We start from the raw sequence: 15,423 nt of genomic DNA, 5'->3' as shown, positions 1-15,423 counted from the left end.
TGTCAAAGCATCCCGTTTATCGCACCATCATTGCTGCATTTCCTGCTGTCAGCACGATCGTGACGGCCAGGAAAAACATTAAGCTGACGGCAGCCAGCGCAGCAAACACATAGATCAGCGTCTTGCCAATCGTTTGCAGGCAGGCCACAATCGGTGAATCTCCCAGCGGCTGCATGACGGCGGCGCATACATTGTAAATTAGCGCCAGCGTCAAAATTTTGATTGCGGGAAAAGCACTGATAAACAGCAGCATAATGACGCCAGCGAGCCCGATTGCATTTTTCGCCAGCATGGAAGCCGATATGACGGTATCCGCAGCATCCGAAAACATGCGCCCGACGACAGGAACAAAATTGCCTGTGACGAACTTGGCCGTTCGCATCGTTACACCGTCGGTCACCGCTCCCGTTGCTCCCTGCACTGAGACGACACCGAGGAAAATCGTAACCAGCGCGCCTAAAATGGTAATGCTGATGCTGCGCAGCAGATTGGCAAGCTGGGTCACCTTGAAACGCTCGGTCATGGCGCTGACGATATGCAAAATGGCCGAGAAAAACAACAGCGGGAATACGAGCGTATAAACAAGCGTGCCTACGACATGAATCATAAAAATAATGAGCGGATGCAGCACCGACACCGTCATGACATTGCCCATCGACGCAAGCAGCGCGAGCAGCAGCGGAAGCATCGCCAGCATGAATTGGATCATGCTTTCTATCGCTTCCTTCGCATAGCCGATCGCTACATTAAAGCTGTTGACCGTGATGATAAGGATGACCATAAAGGTAATGGAATAAGCTACCTTGCTGACCGCATTGCGCTCGAAGGCGCTTTGCAGCGTTTCCAGCATCATGCTGAATACGGTAAGCGTGACGATTGTGACCAGCAGCTTGCCATTGTAGAGCACCTCGTGCAGAAAATAAGACAGCAGCCCTTTCAGCACCGTTTCCAGCTTGAGCCCTTCTCCGCCCGGCAGCAGCATTTGGGCAAAGCTCGGCAGCTTCTGCTCAGGGAAAAATCCGCCATATTCGTTTTTGAGCTCGTTCCAGTATTTCTCCACCGCATCCGTATCCATATCGTTCAGCCCGCTGCCGGTCAGCTGACCGAGTGCGGCTTGCGCCTGAGCCTGCTGTGTTTGCTGCTGCTGCAAGGACTGCGATTGCTGGCTTTGCTGAGTCTGCTGCGACTGATAGGTTTGTGGAGAAGACGTTGGCTGTGAAGCTAGCTGCTGATAAGAAGCCTGTTCCGACTGCCAAGCTGAAGTTGACACACCTTTCGCTGCAGCCTCTGAGCTTGGCACAAGCAGCAAAAAGTACAATACAGCAGCTAACAGCGTAAACCAAACGGCGTTCGACGGATAGGAGCTGCCAGCAAGCTTTATCCTCAACTGGCTCCTCCTCCTGTCGGCAGCAGGTTGATGACCGTTTCGATAATGACGCTGATGATCGGCACCGCCATGACGAGAATTAATATTTTGCCAGCGAATTCGATTTTCGACGCAATGCTTTCCTGTCCGGCATCCCGGACAATTTGAGCGCCAAATTCAGCGATGTAGGCAATGCCGATTATTTTCAGCACCGTCTTCAAATAAATAGAAGGAATGCCGGAGCGATTCGCCAAATCAGTAAGCACCGCGATGACGGAATCGATTTTGCCAAGCAGGAACAGAAAAATAAAGAGGCCGGTAAATGCCGCAAGCAGGAAAGCGAACAGCGGCTTTTGCTCTCGAACGACAAGGATGAGGACTGTTGCAATCAGCCCAAGACCGACGATTTGAATGATTTCCACTTCGCTTCACCTACTTGCGGCTTCTCTTCAAGCTAGCTACTGGAACAGAAAAATCGTTTTAATTTCCTGAAACAGCTCGTTCAGCATACGCACGACCATAAACAGAACTACAACAAAGCCGATTAATGTCACCCAATGCGCCATATCTTCCTTCCCCATCTGCTTAAGCACCGTATGAATCATCGCGATGATAATTCCGATACCGGCTATTTGGAAAATGGCGCTCACATCCATATTCATTTCCGCGGCACCCCATTAAACCATCAAAATAACGAGCAGCACGGCGATTAAAACGCCGAGGCTTTTCCACATCGTCTCATACTTCGCCTGGTCTTCCCGCGCCGAATCTTCCTCCGCCTTCAGTTGAATGAGCGCCAGCTTCAAATGCTTAAGCTGGTCCTCACGGTCGCTAATACCGAGCGTTGAGCCAAGACGGATCAACACCGCCTGCTCGCTTGCCCGCATGGCCGTAGTTCCCCAAACCTCGCGAACCGCCCGCTCCCAGCTTTCTGGAAAAGAAAGCCCTTCCTCGCTTGCAAGCCCTTCTGCAGCCAGCATCAGCATCCGGTTTAGTGGAGCCGGAACAAAAGCCGCGGTTCGAGTCAGCGCCTCCGGCAGCGGTGTATGCCCGTAGCCAATTTCCGTTTCAAGCCTCTGAAGCGCGTGAGCAGTATGGCGAAGCTGGCGGGGTCTAGCGGCAAAACGCGCCGCCTGCTGAAAGCCAAGCATCGTTCCGGCGAACAAAATCAGCAGCGCGCCAAGCAGCTTCAGCACATGGCATCGCCCCGCATCAGCCCGGAAAACAGCGGCGCAGCATCTTCGGCTAAACGCGGTACTGCTGCCGTTGGCTCGCGCGCCGCCCAGCCTCTTACGCAAGCTTCTGCCGTAAGCACCCGGTGCATAATGCCCGAAGGCGTTCGGCGCAGCTCGACAATAAGGGCGAAAGCCCCTTCCTCTAGCAGCGAGCGCAATACAGGCCGCCCTCTGGCATCCTCGGCATCATACGCATGAGCTGTCGCTATGACGCTGACACCGGCATGGCTGGCTTCCCGAATCGCCTCGCCATCCTCGGGACGTCCAATCTCATCTGCAATAATGACATCGGGCGACATCGAGCGCAGCAGCATCATCATTCCTTCTGCCTTGGGGCAAGCATCCATGACGTCGGAGCGCGGGCCAATATCAAAGGTTGGAATGCCGCGGACACAGGCGGCTATTTCCGAGCGCTCGTCCACGATTGCAACTTTTCTGCCCGCCCAGCTTGCAGCATCCCCGCCTCCCCATAACCCGTAGCTGACGGATCTTGCAATGTCGCGAACGAGCGTCGTCTTGCCCTGCTGAGGAGGGGCCAGCAGCAGTGTGGAGCGGATCGTTTTGCGCGACCGGTCCAGCAGCTTCGGCATGAGCGGGGTCGCTGAGCCGGGTACCTCCCTGGCAATCCGAATATTAAAGGCGCCTATTTCACGAATGCCGCGGACACTGCCGTTATCGAGAACGGTACGCCCTGCAAGTCCAACCCGATGACCGCCTGCAACTGTAATGAAGCCCCGCCTGAGCTCCTCTTCCATGGCATACAAGGAGTAGTTGGTCATCCGCTCCAGCAGCTTGCGGCAAAGGTCAGCAGTAGGCTTGTACGCTCCGCCTGCTTGGGTTAAGAGCGTGCCGTCGTTTGCAGCGAAACGCGATTGGCCTGCCATGCCAATTTCCAGCGGGCGCCCTTCGCGAATCCGTATCTCTTCCAGCTGCTCCTGAACCTGCGCAGGGAGCCGTTCCAATATCGCTTTCAGCTCTAGCGGCAACAAATGCGTAATACGGCTAAGCATGCGTTCATCACTCCCGGATGTTTGTCCTTAGTCCTCTTATATGTATGCTTGGCCAGCTAAAATATGTCCAACTGGATCGAAAATGCTAGATTAGAATTTATTTAACTAGGAGCAGACCGCCTCTTATAGCGAGAACGGCAACTAAATATATAAAAAGGCCTTCGTTCTCGGGTACAGCGCCGATTCTCGTTATTTTTTCAAAATACCAATCATTAAACATAGAATGCCAGCTGCTACCCAAGCAAATTTGCTATAGGACAGCTTGTCTGCAAGCCCTACCAAACCAATCGTCGTCGTCGCAATCAAAATCAGCGGCCCTACTAGCGCCAAAGAGGAATTGACGAGAAGCGCCTTGTCGATCTGATTGAGTTTAAGCATAATAATAGCTGCGCAAATTTCGATGGTTCCCGAGGCAAAGCGCAAGGATGCCATTGCCAGCACGATTTTATTCAGCATAAAAATCCACCTCCACCCTTGTCCAGCCGACCTGTTTCTAGCTTATGCAGCAGACTACGGCATTCATGACCGCTGCACTTGGGACACATGCCTAGAAGAAGGTGCATATATTGCAGGCATAAGGCTATGAGAAGCTAAGGCAAAGAAAGGCGGATAACGACATGCAAGTTGAGGTCATATCAAGCGTGAATGAAGCCAGCCAGGCGCGCTTTCATCATAAAACAGCCATCGTTGTCGATGTATTGCGGGCTGGCAGCACGATTGTGACGGCGCTTGCGGCCGGGGCCGAAGCCATCGTTCCGGTAGAAACAGTTATGGAGGCTAAAGCAGCGCAGCAGCAGGGGGATTTACTAGGGGGGGAACGATTTTGCCGCAAAATATCCGGCTTTGACCTTGGCAATTCGCCTGATGAATATGAAGCAAATACGATTCGCAACCGACGTATTATTTTGACCACAACGAACGGAACGCGCGCGCTGCAAAAATCGGCCCGTGCCGATTACGTATTGACAGCCGCGCTAATGAACGCTGCTGCCTGCGCCCGTGCGGCGCTCGCGCTGCGGCGCGATGTCGTCATTTTATGCGCAGGCTATAATGATGCTTTCGCTGCCGAGGATGGCTATGGCGCCGGACTGCTGCTTGAGCGGATGATGCAGGCAGGCATAAATGCTTTGGAACTGGACGACTTCGCAATCGCTATGCTCGGCTTCTACCGCAGCCGCAGTTCTGCTGCGCTCGAAACACTCGCCTCCGGATCCACAGGCAAGCGGCTGCTCAAGCTTGGTCTCCAGCGGGATATTGAAGCATGCGCAGCCGTCGATATTTATAAAGACGTTCCCGTACTGCAAGGAGAGAAGCTCGTGCTGTTGACGCGCTGAATCGCTTATAAAAATAAAAGCAGCAGATTAAGGCGAAAAATCACGCCCTAGCCTGCTGCTAGTCTCGCTTTAGGCTGCTACTCCAGCACAAGCGCTTTATTGAGAAATTTATTTTTCATTATTTTGTGATTGATCCGTCCGATCGTTGACTCATCTTTTGGAACTGGTGCGAATCGATAGAGCAATAACCATCTGAGGCACGCAATGGCTTCAAACCTTTGAACTTCTTCTTTATCAAATTCACTTTGTGCTAAATATGCATTTTGGAATAACGTGGCTAATGGTTCCCCATTGTATAAATAAATTAAAAAGCTCGTCCAGGCAAAATCATACCTGACATCCCCTAATTGCCCATTGGTCCAGTCAATGATCGTGTATTTCCCTTGATTTTCTACTACGTTCCCTAAATTAAAGTCACCGTGGATAAACTTATTTTGCTGCATATTTGAACCATTAATTAGCTCTATTAATTCCGTTTGAATGTCTTGATGCTCTTCGATTTGCGGGTAAAAATAACGGATAAAATCGTATTTCCTATGAAGCAGAGGATCTAATTCCTGGTCGGATACTTTATGGATGTCCAACAATAATTGAGCCAAATGCTCAACTTGCTGATTCGTTATTTGGGAAAGCGGGCTGCCATCATAGCTGGTTAACAGCGCCTTATGCCCGGAAGCGGTGTGGCCCCATCCATATGCTGCCGAAACAGAAATGCCTATGTTCCAAAGCGCTTGCAGCAGGACATATTGAAAATGAACATCTGGATCGGAATCCTTGTCCCATATTTTTAGAACAAAGCTGTCCGTAACAGACGAATATTTCCACACATGGGCCTCCAGTCCAGCCGGCATGCTGCTGCAGGCTAGTTCTTGTTTCAGCAGCTCATTCATGAAGCTCGTGCTCTCAGCCCAAACCATTTCATTTAAGAACACCACATTTGAACTCCTTCCATTTTGTTTAATCATATCTAATTGTACTTAATCTTACCTCTCTGTAGATCCCCATATATGCAAAAAAGGCAAAGAGCGATTGCTCCTTGCCTTTTTGATTTCTCTTACAAGTTTCTTACATTAAAGCAAGTCGTCTAACGACGGTCCTGTGGCCCGCCAACGAAAGCTTGCTCAGCTGTATCCAAACCGTATGCCGTATGCAGCGCACGCACCACTTCTTGCAGCGGCTCAGCATCGATGACGCAGGAAAGTCTGATTTCAGAAGTGCTGACCATCTTAATGCTGATGCCAAGACCTGAAATCGCTGCGAACATCGTTGCAGCAACGCCTGGATTGCTGACCATGCCAGCACCGACGATTGAAACTTTAACCAGGTTTTCTTCAGAAGTCACTTTGTTGTACGGAAGCTCTCCGTGCAGATTTTCAATGACTGCAACCGCTTTGTCTTTATCATCGAGCGAAAGCGTGAAGGAGAAGTCGGCTGTGCCGTCCTGTACGCCGCTTTGCACAATAATGTCCACATCCACGCCATTATTTGCAAGCGCGCCAAATACTGTCGCGAGCACGCCTGGCAAATCTGGAACGCCCAGAATGCTAATTCTAGCTACATTTTTATCGAATGCAATACCGCGAACGACAGCGCCTTGTTCCATCGTTACTTCCTCCTTTACACTTGTACCTTCGTTGTAGGTAAAGCTTGAACGAACGACCAGCTTTACATTGTAATGCTTTGCGTATTCAACTGCACGCGGATGAAGCACAGCAGCTCCCAGATGGGCAAGCTCCAGCATTTCATCATACGAAATTTCTTCGAGCTTGCGAGCGCATTTCACAACGCGCGGATCGGTCGAATAAATGCCATCCACATCGGTGTAAATTTCGCACACATCCGCTTTAACCGCAGCTGCCAGTGCAACTGCTGTCGTGTCGGAGCCGCCACGTCCCAGCGTCGTAATGTCGCCTTCCTCGGACATGCCTTGAAAACCGGCTACGATAACAATATGGCCCGCATCCAGCTCCTTAATCATGCGCTCAGTACGAATATCTGTAATTTTCGCCTTGCTGTGTACAGCATCCGTACGGATTCCCGCCTGCCAGCCTGTCAACGAAACGGCGTGGTGTCCCAGCTGGTGAATCGTCATCGACAAAAGCGCTACCGATATTTGCTCGCCTGTCGTAAGCAGCATATCCATCTCGCGCGCTGGCGGATTAGGATTAAGCAGCTTCGATTGGTCGATCAGATCATCCGTTGTATCCCCCATTGCAGATACGACAACAACAACGCGGTTTCCCGCCTGCCTATTTTCAATAATTCGTTTTGCTACCCGTTGCATCCGCTCCGGCGTTCCCACCGAGCTTCCGCCAAACTTCATCACTATCAACGACAAAGCTGACTCACTCCCAACCTTGACATATACATGCAAGTCAATATTATAGCACAACCATCATACATCTGGGTATATCCCATCACAAAAATACAAGCAACCTTCACAGCTTCAGCATGCTATTTGGAAACGTCGGTGCCGAAATATTTTGTTGAAATTTCCAAATATGTACCGTCCTTTTTCATATCCGCAAGCGCCCTATTGACGGCGATAACAAGCTCATCATGCCCTTTCGTAAACAAAGCGCCGCTTGCCGTTGCCTCCGACATTTCATCAACAATTTTGAGCGGCGCCTCCGGCTCGCGATGCTTTAAGTCTAAATAAGTTAACCCATCATTAACCGTCGCGTCCACTTCACCGGACAACAACAAGGAAATCGCATCATCAAAGCCTTTGGACGGCACAATTTCCGCCCCGTACCGCTGTGCAATATCAAGCAAATTGCTTGTCAGCGATTGTGCCGCCTTTTTCCCTTTCAAGTCAGAAAGCTTCTTAATATCCGTGTTATCCTGATTCACAATGAGCACAATATGGGAGTAAATATAAGGATCGGAAAAATAATATTGCTCCAGTCGATCGTCCCGAATGCTGACTTGATTAAAAACAACATCAAACTTCCCCGCATCAAGTCCCGCAAATATTTCAGCCCATGGCGTTTCAATAAATTCAGGCTCCACGCCAATACGCTTGCTAATTTCTGCAGCTATCTCTACATCGAATCCGACAAGCTTGCCGTTTTCGTTATGATAAGTAAAAGGCGCATACGTTCCTTCCGTTCCTATACGCAGCTTGCCGCTTGCTTGAACAGCCTTCAGGGAGTTTTGCCCACCAGTTGCCGCTTCCCCCGAACTTGCAGCTGGCTGATTCGTTGCATGCGGCTCCGGTCCAGTGCCACAGGCCACCAGCAAAAACCAACAGGCTGCCAGCAGAAAAACAAAGCTTTTTCTTGCCATTCACTCTACTCCTCTACGTCGTCGCTAGATGCATGAGCTTAACTATTATATTGAATGTTACAATAGTAAGCCTTTATACATCAATGCTTTTTACGATAAAAATGAGAAGTTCGTGTGAAGTTTAGACGGTTCATATAAAAAAGCTGCTCCAAGGGCCAATTGCACCCTTGAAGCAGCTCATTGCCATCTCCTATGCGCGGGAGATGTATTTTCCTTCGCGAGTATCGATCAACAGCACATCGTCCTCATTAATGAACAATGGAACTTGTACGTTGTGTCCCGTTTGAAGCTTTGCATTTTTAGTTGCGCCGGTTGCCGTGTTGCCTTTAATGCCTGGCTCCGTCTCAATAACTTTCAGCTCAACGCTGTTCGGCATTTGGATACCGATGATTTCCCCTTGGTAGCTCGAGATGTTGACCGTCATGTTCTCGATCAGGAAGTTGATTTCCCATTTCAGCTGCGATTCGTTCAGTTCGAACTGGTCATACGTTTCGTTGTCCATGAACGTGTACTCGGAACCGGAGTTGTACAAGTATTGTACAGCACGGTTTTCGATGATCGCACGAGCAAGCGATTCGCCTGCACGGAACGTTTTCTCAACAACGTTGCCGTTGCGGAGGTTTTTCAGCTTGGAGCGCACGAATGCTGCGCCTTTGCCTGGCTTAACGTGCTGGAAATCGGTTACGGAGAAAATGTCTCCGTCTACTTCAATTGTCAATCCTGTTTTAAAATCATTTACTGAAATCACTGCTGATTACCTCCTGGGATTAGAAAAATAGCAAGCTTGATCGTGCTCGTTTACCGCTGTTACCACAACTTAGCCTAAAGTAAGAAACGCTTTAGTCGATGCGGTTAATATTTTAATACCGGTGTCCGTAATTACGATGTCATCCTCGATCCGTACTCCGCCGAAACCGGGGAGATAGATGCCAGGCTCAACCGTTACCGTCATACCGGGGGTTAAAATCGTTTCGCTAAGCTTGGACAAACGGGGAGCCTCGTGCACTTCCATGCCGAGTCCGTGTCCGGTGCCATGACCGAACTTGTCGCCATAGCCGTATTTCGTGATGACATCACGCGTCAAAGCATCCGCTTCACGGCCTGTCATGCCCGGACGGATATGAGCAAGCGCATTCAGCTGTGCCTCCAGCACAATGTCATAAATTTCGCGATGCTTGTCCGTTGGCGTACCAACGACAACCGTGCGCGTAATATCAGAGCAATATCCTTTCAGATAAGCGCCGAAATCCAGCTTCACGAATTCATTGTTGCCGATAACCCGCTCGCTTGCTTTGCCATGCGGCAAGGCTGAGCGCTCTCCGGACGCTACGATCGTCTCGAACGAAGAGGAATGAGCACCATGGCTGCGCATGAAAATTTCCATCTCCAGCGCGATATCGCTTTCCTTCACGCCAGGCTGCAGCAGCTTCTGGATATGCGTAAATGTCGCATCCGCTAGATCAGCAGCCTCCTGCATCACTTGCAGCTCCGACTCGTCCTTGATCATCCGCAGGCCTTCAACAAGCCCCGCTACTGGATGAAGGGCAATGTCGCCAAGCACAGCTGTCCAATCAGCGAATTCGCCGTAAACGACATGCTCCTGCTCAAAGCCCAGCTTGCTGATTTTTCTCGCTTTCAACAGCTCTTTCACCGTTTCCATCGCTTTAGGCGCATGTTCAACGATTTCATAGCCGATCGCCTGCTCAGGAGCCTGCGTCATATAGCGGAAATCGGTCAGCAAAATGCTGTCACTTAACGTAATGAGGACCATACCAGAGGAGCCTGTAAATCCGCTTATATAACGGCGATTGTATTCGCTGTTAATAAGAATAGCTTCCAGACCCAGCTCCGTAAGGGCGCTGCGCAAGAGATTCACTCTTTCCTTTGACATTTATGTTCATCCCCTTTCCGTTTTTTTAAGCCATCTTCAGCTTACGAGCAAGTGCCGCAAGGCCAAGCTCATAGCTCTGTGGACCGAAACCGGCAATTTGCCCGACCGCTACAGGTGCAATAACCGACACGTGACGGAATGCCTCGCGCGTATGTATGTTGGACAAATGCACCTCAACTACAGGAAGAGCTACCGTACTTAAAGCATCGCGCAGCGCATAGCTGTAATGCGTAAACGCTCCGGGATTAATAAGTATGCCATCCTCTGCGCCATAAGCGCTATGTATCCGATCAATAAGCGCGCCCTCATGGTTGGATTGGAAAAAATCCAGCTGTACATTCAGACCCTTCGCCTGCTCCAGCAAGTTAGCCTCAATATCAGCAAGCGTAGCCGATCCATAAATTCCTGGCTCACGAACACCAAGCATATTCAGATTCGGGCCATTAAGCACCAGAATTTTGAGCATTTGCACACCTCCCTAACGGACAAATCAATGCTAAAGACAAAGATCAATTGCCATTTTACCACATATGCCCGCCGCTTGAGAAGGGACAACTATTCAGCTTGCTTGTACAGGCTCTCGGGACGCCTCGTCTGTAAATTCAAAAGCAATGGTGTAGCCGATAAAAACGCCCCATAGCAAAAAGACACATAGTTCGGCGCTAAGCGTATTCCAGCCTGTTTTCCACACCGTTCGAGTCACATGCAGCATCGGCCCTACAGCAAGAAAAACGATCGCCCACCAGGCGAGCCCATAGAGCACACCAGGCCATGGACCTTTGAGCTTGCGGAACAGCAGACCGTATAGCAGCGCAGCAATTATTGAAAAAATAATGTAGCAGCCAACGCCTACTACTATGCCCCAGCCCGACTTCAAAAAGGAGGAGCGGAAAAACGGGTCCGCCATTATGCCTGGCAGCTCCAGTGTAAATTTCATTTCATAAAAAAACCAGCGTAATATGCCCCAAATCAGGCCAGCAAAAAAGCCCGTCGATAAGCAATACGTCCAAATATTCGTATGATGCTTGCCTTCATATGGATTGCCGCCTTTTCCGGCGGTCCGTTTATTTTGTTTATTTTCTGCCATCGTTTCCTTCGCCTCCAGCTTGTGATCACCTGTCGCCTCCTAAATAAAAGAAGCCATGTTTTAGTATGTGAAAAAAAGCATAGAAGTAACCGCCTCTGTTGGCAGCTGTTTCTGGATTGCCCAAGCAGCTCAAACGTTGGCAATTGCCGCACCGATCAAGTACAATAGAACTATTCGCAAGAAAATGAAAAAAAATGATTCGTCACCTGATTGGGACGATACACTTTTAAGGAAGGTGACCAACACTTGTCGCAAAAGCCAAAAAGCATCTATGGAGGACAAGCTGTCATTGAAGGCGTCATGTTCGCAGGAAGCCATGTCAATGTTACAGCTGTTCGCCGAAAAAATGACGAAATCATCTTTTATGAGGTTCCGCGGACGACGAAGCGCTGGATCCAGCAGCTGAAAAAAATTCCGATTGTGCGCGGTGTTGTCGGCATAATAGATTCTAGCGCCAAGGGCTCGCAGCATCTGAACTTTTCCATGGAAAATTACGCGGAGGATGAGGCGAAGGAAGAAGCCGCCAAAAATCCCGAAGCACTGCCGAAGCCTGAGAAGGAGCAAAAATCCGGCTTCAGCCTTAGCATGATAGTCGGTGTTGCTGTAGCAGGCGTCCTGTCGTTTATTTTCGGCAAGCTGATTTTCACCGCAGCTCCCGCTGCGCTGGAAGAACTATTGTTCAGCAATGTATTTGAGAGCAAAATCGGTCATAACCTATTAGAAGGACTTATCAAAATCATTTTATTGCTTGCTTATTTGTATCTGATGTCGCTCACGCCGATTATCAAAAGACTGTTTCAATATCATGGCGCCGAGCATAAAGTAATTAGCGCTTATGAAGCTGGCGAGAAGCTTACGATCAGCAATGTGCAAAAATACAGCCGCCTGCACTATCGCTGCGGCAGCAGCTTTATTATTTTCACCGTCATTGTCGGCGTTATTATTTATTCGCTGCCTTTCTTCACTTGGGATTCCATCTGGGAAAGAATTTACATTCGTATTTTGCTGCTCCCTATCGTTCTCGGCATTTCTTATGAGGTGCTGCGCATTACAAATGCGATGCGCGACATTCCCGTGCTGCGCTATCTCGGCTACCCGGGCCTATGGCTGCAATTGCTGACAACGAAAGAGCCGAAGGATGACCAGGTTGCCGTATCCATCGCTTCCTTCAACCGGATGCGCGAGCTTGATCAACAAATGACCAATATTAAAGCGTAAGGGCGGAATGATTATGGCAAACAGGCCTAAAAAATGGAGCGTGCCGGCAATTATTATTATGTCTTTGCTTGGCATCGGAGTTATTTATGGCGTTTTGACCGATATGCGTTCATTCCTTATCCCGATTATCGTATTCGGCCTCATTTATGTGCTTTACAAATTCCCGCCTGACCGCTGGAGAAGCCGTTCTGGCTCTGCTTCGCCTCAGGTGCGCCCTGGCAACCGCTCACAGCCTGCCAAACGCCCGAAATCGCAGCGTACGCCGTTCCGCGTTATCGAAGGCGGCAAGGAAGATGATGATCTGCCGAAGTATCATTAAGCCACTGTAGTCCGCTATGACAGCTGGCCAACCACGCAAAAAGAGCGTAACCTCGATTTCTCGGAGGTCACGCTCTTTTTTTGGGTAATTGCACATCATACTGCGTTTCACTTCATATTTGCGTTATCACTCATTATCGAGCTCGGCGCGGACCGCTTTAAGGTCGTCCAATCGGGAAGGATCACGTTCGAAAAATGCGACGAGCGTCTCGATGCAGGTGATCGAATCCCAGCTTAAATGATGCTCAATGCCTTCGACATCCTGATAAATATTCTCATCTTGGACGCCGATAATGGCCAGAAATGATTCCAGCAGATGGTGGCGCTCCACAAGCCGCTTGCCCATCTTCTTCCCTTTTGTCGTTAATACAAGACCACGATATTTCTCATAAATTAAATAGTTATCTTTATCGAGCTTTTGAATCATCTTCGTCACTGACGAAGGGTGAACCTCCAGCCCTTCCGCAATATCCGACACTCTCGCGTAACCTTTTTCGTCTATGAGCTTATAAATTCGTTCCAAGTAGTCTTCCATGCTCGGTGTCGGCATTGAAGAACCCCCTAACCCAACTTCTTTCACCTTGTTTCCTCGGCGTTACTCTAGTATCATACACTGATTTGAAACCTGTCTGCAACCTTATGGACAATCCCGGCCGCGCAATAATTAATGGCATTAGCGATTTAGAGCATTTCTTGAAATATAAGAATTTATAAGTTTCACATTTATCATTAGGCTTATATTTCTCGGACTGAAACGCGCTGCGCCGCCAGAGGTGGCTTTTGGCCGTTTCACCTTGCAACTCCCAGTTTGAAGCCCTTTCCTTTGTCGCACATTATAACTTAAGCTTCTTATTTGAAGCAACAAAGCACAGGAGGTGCCGCTCATGGCTTCCACCATAGAGGAGCGTCCAAAAACAGCGCTGAAGAGCTTATCCTTCGTTCCCGAGCTCGTCTATTTTGAACCGGATGCGCTTAATTATCCGAAGGGCAAGCGCATTTATGACTGGGTGCAAAAGGAAGGCATTCCTTTCCGCATGACAAGCTCGCATAACCGGATTACCAATTTGCCCGGTGAAACCGAGCTTGAGAAATACCGGATTGCCAAACGCACCCTCGTCGTCGGCATTCGCAAAACGCTAACCTTTGATACGTCCAAGCCATCAGCGGAATATGCCATTCCCATTGCGACCGGCTGTATGGCGCATTGCCATTATTGCTATTTGCAGACGACGCTCGGCGCAAAGCCCTATATTCGCGTTTATGTCAACATCGATGAGATTATCAGCGCTGCCAAGCAATACATCGACGAGCGAGCACCGGAAATAACCCGCTTCGAAGCCGCTTGTACGTCCGATCCCGTCGGGCTGGAGCCCATTACAGGCAGCCTGCGCGAGCTGATTGAATTTATGGCGGAGCAGCCGCTAGGCAGACTGCGCTTCGTGACGAAATTCCATCATGTCGACTCTTTGCTGGATGTTAAGCATAATGGCCATACCCGCATTCGCTTCAGCGTCAACAGCAAATATGTGATCAAAAATTTCGAGCCAGCCACCTCCCGCTTCGAGCAGCGAATTGAAGCCGCAGCCAAAGTAGCTAAAGCCGGTTATCCGCTCGGCTTTATCATTGCGCCGATTATCTGGCATGAGGGCTGGGAGGAAGGCTACGCCGAGCTGCTCGTATCGCTTGCAGAGGCGCTGCCTGAAGAGGCACAGCAAGCCGATCTAACCTTTGAGCTTATCCAGCACCGTTTTACGAAAACAGCGAAAAATGTGATCGAGCGCCGCTATCCGCGCACGAAGCTGGAAATGGACATTGAGAAGCGAAAATACAAATGGGGCCGCTGGGGACAAGGAAAATATGTCTACCCTACAGAACAAGCAGATGCGCTCCGATTGTTTATATCAGAGCGCATCTTTGAGCATTTTCCACAAGCGAAAATTGAATATTTCACTTAAAACTTCAGCCAATCCGGCGTAATGAGGTTAAGCCACGACGTAATTTGCGTCATTTGATCGGTGAAGAGCATAATGCCGAGCACAATCATAATCGCTCCGCCGACCTTCATCACCGTATTCGTATATTTCAGCAGCCATCTCGCTGAGCCTAGGAAAAAAGCCAATACGAAAAACGGAATGGCAAAGCCTAAAGCATAAGCCGTAGTCAGCTTAAACCAGGTATTCGGCTCGGATGCCGCCAAAGCCAGAATCGCCGTTAAGGCAGGACCTGTGCAAGGCGACCACCCGGCCGAAAATCCAATGCCAAAAATAAAGGAGCCTAAATAGCCGGTTTTTTTCGAAGCATCAAACGGCAGCTTGCGCGTCTTCATCAGCAATTGCGGCTGAAAAACGCCGAGCAGGAACAGCCCCATCAGCACAATTAAAATCGCCGATAATTTGCGGATGAGCGGCTCATATTCGCTGAACGTTTCCGCGAACACATTCGTACCGTAGCCAAGCGTGTAATACACCGTACAGAAGCCGATAATGAAAAACAGCGTATGCAGCATCGTACGGGAGCGCATTTGCTTGCTCGTATGCTCATTATTTTTGAGATCGCTGACGGAAATGCCGGTTATGTAAGATAAATAAGATGGATACAAGGGCAAGCAGCATGGGGAGATGAAGGAAGCAAAGCCCGCCCCCAATGCGAGCCAAATATTAAGATCGTTCACCGTAC

Annotated in this window: 19 protein-coding genes; 4 read left to right on the top strand and 15 right to left on the bottom strand. The window is 49.6% G+C overall.

The genetic code is table 11. From position 1 onward, the window contains the following. Positions 1-16: 16 nt before the first annotated feature. The 6 genes from spoIIIAE to AC6B99_RS22170 all read right to left on the bottom strand — a co-directional run bounded on the left by spoIIIAE (position 17) and on the right by AC6B99_RS22170 (position 4,067). Positions 17-1,387: a stage III sporulation protein AE gene (spoIIIAE, locus tag AC6B99_RS22195; protein WP_235533014.1), complete on the bottom strand. Its 1,371-nt coding sequence runs from the start codon at positions 1,385-1,387 to the stop codon at positions 17-19. After that, positions 1,384-1,788, bottom strand: coding sequence for a stage III sporulation protein AD (gene spoIIIAD, locus AC6B99_RS22190; RefSeq protein WP_056028998.1), 405 nt, complete (start codon positions 1,786-1,788; stop codon positions 1,384-1,386). Before spoIIIAD ends, spoIIIAE begins: the two co-directional genes overlap by 4 nt. A gap of 36 nt (positions 1,789-1,824) precedes the next feature. After that, on the bottom strand, positions 1,825-2,028 hold the full coding sequence (gene spoIIIAC, locus AC6B99_RS22185) for a stage III sporulation protein AC (protein WP_046231940.1): 204 nt from the start codon (positions 2,026-2,028) through the stop codon (positions 1,825-1,827). 15 nt (positions 2,029-2,043) lie between these two features. Continuing rightward, entirely contained in the window at positions 2,044-2,562 is a 519-nt protein-coding gene (gene spoIIIAB, locus AC6B99_RS22180) for a stage III sporulation protein SpoIIIAB (RefSeq protein WP_496664270.1), read from the bottom strand. Then, entirely contained in the window at positions 2,556-3,611 is a 1,056-nt protein-coding gene (spoIIIAA, locus tag AC6B99_RS22175; protein WP_056029002.1) for a stage III sporulation protein AA, read from the bottom strand. Before spoIIIAA ends, spoIIIAB begins: the two co-directional genes overlap by 7 nt. Positions 3,612-3,800: 189 nt before the next feature. Next, the gene (locus AC6B99_RS22170; RefSeq protein WP_056029004.1) at positions 3,801-4,067 is read right to left on the bottom strand and encodes a YqhV family protein; all 267 of its coding nucleotides are present in this window, start codon (positions 4,065-4,067) and stop codon (positions 3,801-3,803) included. 161 nt (positions 4,068-4,228) lie between these two features. On the opposite strand from AC6B99_RS22170, the gene AC6B99_RS22165 reads away from it, so the two are divergent. After that, positions 4,229-4,945: a 2-phosphosulfolactate phosphatase gene (locus AC6B99_RS22165; protein WP_494858553.1), complete on the top strand. Its 717-nt coding sequence runs from the start codon at positions 4,229-4,231 to the stop codon at positions 4,943-4,945. Positions 4,946-5,022: 77 nt separating this feature from the next. On the opposite strand, the gene AC6B99_RS22160 is transcribed toward AC6B99_RS22165, so the two are convergent. The 7 genes from AC6B99_RS22160 to AC6B99_RS22130 all read right to left on the bottom strand — a co-directional run bounded on the left by AC6B99_RS22160 (position 5,023) and on the right by AC6B99_RS22130 (position 11,211). After that, on the bottom strand, positions 5,023-5,796 hold the full coding sequence (locus AC6B99_RS22160; protein ID WP_494880474.1) for a phosphotransferase: 774 nt from the start codon (positions 5,794-5,796) through the stop codon (positions 5,023-5,025). A 233-nt stretch (positions 5,797-6,029) separates the two neighbouring features. Then, complete coding sequence (locus AC6B99_RS22155; RefSeq protein WP_056029010.1) at positions 6,030-7,283, bottom strand: aspartate kinase; 1,254 nt, start codon at positions 7,281-7,283, stop codon at positions 6,030-6,032. 116 nt (positions 7,284-7,399) lie between these two features. Beyond that, positions 7,400-8,233 carry an amino acid ABC transporter substrate-binding protein gene (locus tag AC6B99_RS22150; protein ID WP_496664269.1) on the bottom strand — a complete coding sequence of 278 codons (834 nt, stop codon included), beginning with the start codon at positions 8,231-8,233 and terminating at the stop codon, positions 7,400-7,402. A 190-nt stretch (positions 8,234-8,423) separates the two neighbouring features. Then, positions 8,424-8,981 carry an elongation factor P gene (gene efp, locus AC6B99_RS22145; RefSeq protein ID WP_046231928.1) on the bottom strand — a complete coding sequence of 186 codons (558 nt, stop codon included), beginning with the start codon at positions 8,979-8,981 and terminating at the stop codon, positions 8,424-8,426. A 69-nt stretch (positions 8,982-9,050) separates the two neighbouring features. Then, positions 9,051-10,124: a M24 family metallopeptidase gene (locus tag AC6B99_RS22140; protein ID WP_494858547.1), complete on the bottom strand. Its 1,074-nt coding sequence runs from the start codon at positions 10,122-10,124 to the stop codon at positions 9,051-9,053. A 25-nt stretch (positions 10,125-10,149) separates the two neighbouring features. Further along, complete coding sequence (gene aroQ, locus AC6B99_RS22135; protein WP_056029016.1) at positions 10,150-10,590, bottom strand: type II 3-dehydroquinate dehydratase; 441 nt, start codon at positions 10,588-10,590, stop codon at positions 10,150-10,152. 93 nt (positions 10,591-10,683) lie between these two features. Then, entirely contained in the window at positions 10,684-11,211 is a 528-nt protein-coding gene (locus AC6B99_RS22130) for a YqhR family membrane protein (protein ID WP_081418569.1), read from the bottom strand. 300 nt (positions 11,212-11,511) lie between these two features. Here AC6B99_RS22130 and AC6B99_RS22125 point away from each other — a divergent pair, with 300 nt between their 5' ends. Both AC6B99_RS22125 and AC6B99_RS22120 read left to right on the top strand, forming a co-directional pair. Beyond that, a complete protein-coding gene (locus AC6B99_RS22125; protein ID WP_496664294.1) occupies positions 11,512-12,429 on the top strand; it encodes a DUF1385 domain-containing protein in 918 nt (305 codons plus the stop codon). A 13-nt stretch (positions 12,430-12,442) separates the two neighbouring features. Next, positions 12,443-12,748, top strand: a complete 306-nt coding sequence (locus AC6B99_RS22120; protein WP_430156791.1) for a hypothetical protein — start codon at positions 12,443-12,445, stop codon at positions 12,746-12,748. A gap of 126 nt (positions 12,749-12,874) precedes the next feature. Here the strand turns inward: AC6B99_RS22120 and mntR are convergent, their stop codons facing one another. After that, a complete protein-coding gene (gene mntR / locus AC6B99_RS22115; RefSeq protein WP_056029020.1) occupies positions 12,875-13,297 on the bottom strand; it encodes a transcriptional regulator MntR in 423 nt (140 codons plus the stop codon). A gap of 334 nt (positions 13,298-13,631) precedes the next feature. Between mntR and splB the strand changes: the two genes are divergently transcribed. Continuing rightward, positions 13,632-14,702: a spore photoproduct lyase gene (gene splB, locus AC6B99_RS22110; RefSeq protein ID WP_494858544.1), complete on the top strand. Its 1,071-nt coding sequence runs from the start codon at positions 13,632-13,634 to the stop codon at positions 14,700-14,702. On the opposite strand, the gene AC6B99_RS22105 is transcribed toward splB, so the two are convergent. Continuing rightward, positions 14,699-15,418, bottom strand: a complete 720-nt coding sequence (locus tag AC6B99_RS22105; protein WP_056029024.1) for a cytochrome c biogenesis CcdA family protein — start codon at positions 15,416-15,418, stop codon at positions 14,699-14,701. The genes splB and AC6B99_RS22105 overlap by 4 nt on opposite strands. Between the last annotated feature and the right edge of the window lie 5 nt (positions 15,419-15,423).

The sequence above is a fragment of the Paenibacillus liaoningensis genome (assembly GCF_059609455.1).
Note: the sequence above shows the minus strand (reverse complement) of the source record. Positions and strands in the feature narration are given on the sequence as shown.

Bases quoted from the DNA above. Each gene is read 5' to 3' on its own strand.
- AC6B99_RS22165 (WP_494858553.1), top strand. From the start codon at position 4,229: ATGCAAGTTGAGGTCATATCAAGCGTGAATGAAGCCAGCCAGGCGCGC.
- AC6B99_RS22120 (WP_430156791.1), top strand. From the start codon at position 12,443: ATGGCAAACAGGCCTAAAAAATGGAGCGTGCCGGCAATTATTATTATG.
- AC6B99_RS22125 (WP_496664294.1), top strand. From the start codon at position 11,512: ATGTTCGCAGGAAGCCATGTCAATGTTACAGCTGTTCGCCGAAAAAAT.
- AC6B99_RS22150 (WP_496664269.1), bottom strand. From the start codon at position 8,233: ATGGCAAGAAAAAGCTTTGTTTTTCTGCTGGCAGCCTGTTGGTTTTTG.
- AC6B99_RS22170 (WP_056029004.1), bottom strand. From the start codon at position 4,067: ATGCTGAATAAAATCGTGCTGGCAATGGCATCCTTGCGCTTTGCCTCG.
- AC6B99_RS22130 (WP_081418569.1), bottom strand. From the start codon at position 11,211: ATGGCAGAAAATAAACAAAATAAACGGACCGCCGGAAAAGGCGGCAAT.
- mntR (WP_056029020.1), bottom strand. From the start codon at position 13,297: ATGCCGACACCGAGCATGGAAGACTACTTGGAACGAATTTATAAGCTC.
- AC6B99_RS22140 (WP_494858547.1), bottom strand. From the start codon at position 10,124: ATGTCAAAGGAAAGAGTGAATCTCTTGCGCAGCGCCCTTACGGAGCTG.
- splB (WP_494858544.1), top strand. From the start codon at position 13,632: ATGGCTTCCACCATAGAGGAGCGTCCAAAAACAGCGCTGAAGAGCTTA.
- aroQ (WP_056029016.1), bottom strand. From the start codon at position 10,590: ATGCTCAAAATTCTGGTGCTTAATGGCCCGAATCTGAATATGCTTGGT.
- spoIIIAA (WP_056029002.1), bottom strand. From the start codon at position 3,611: ATGCTTAGCCGTATTACGCATTTGTTGCCGCTAGAGCTGAAAGCGATA.
- spoIIIAC (WP_046231940.1), bottom strand. From the start codon at position 2,028: ATGAATATGGATGTGAGCGCCATTTTCCAAATAGCCGGTATCGGAATT.
- AC6B99_RS22160 (WP_494880474.1), bottom strand. From the start codon at position 5,796: ATGCCGGCTGGACTGGAGGCCCATGTGTGGAAATATTCGTCTGTTACG.